This is a genomic window from Streptomyces sp. AC627_RSS907, from assembly GCF_019049165.1.
In genome coordinates, this window is sequence record NZ_JAGMUE010001273.1 from 1 (window position 1) to 570 (window position 570).

The 570-nt window shown below is 67.5% G+C and carries 1 protein-coding gene and 1 pseudogene; one reads left to right on the forward strand and one right to left on the reverse strand.

The window, feature by feature from the left end; genetic code table 11:
* Positions 1 to 229: AMP-binding protein (locus tag KUM32_RS41445; RefSeq protein WP_217146796.1), on the reverse strand; the 229-nt coding region annotated here is incomplete at its 3' end.
* Positions 230 to 480: 251 nt separating this feature from the next.
* Between KUM32_RS41445 and KUM32_RS44565 the strand changes: the two are divergent.
* Positions 481 to 570: pseudogene (locus KUM32_RS44565) on the forward strand (metallophosphoesterase); the annotation flags it as partial.

The window sequence follows — 570 nt, forward strand, 5'->3', positions numbered from 1 at the left end:
AATTCAGCCCGACCCGGTCGCCGGGGCGCACGCCGGAGGCGATCAGTCCCCTGGCCACGGACCTGACCTCGGCCAGGAAGGTCGCCGCCGTGACGTCCTGCCAGCGGCCGTCGACCTTGCGTCCCAGCACGGGAACGTCCGGGTGCTGGGCGGCGTTGCGCCGGATGAGGTCCGTCAGATTGCCGTCGGCCGGTACTTCATAGAGGGCCGGGAGGCTGAACTCGCGCAAGACTGCTGCTCCTCGTCGGGCGCCGGCGCCACGTCGCTGTGGCGTGCTGCGTCGGCTGCGGTCCATCAGGCAGAGGTGTAGGACTGCCCGGACGTTACCCATCGGTACGGCTAGGGGATAGGGGTCACGCCTAGATGTTTGATGCGTCACACACTTGGAAGCTGGCTTCGCGCACAGTAGTCCCAAACCCGGGTGACGCGGAAGTAACCGCAGGTGGGGGCCCTTCCGGCGAGCTGCTTAACGGGCATAAGGTGAGCCGCATGCGAGTTCACGTGGTCAGTGATGTGCATGGCAACAGTGCCGACCTCGGCAAGGCGAGGGCCGGCGCCGACGCCCTGGTG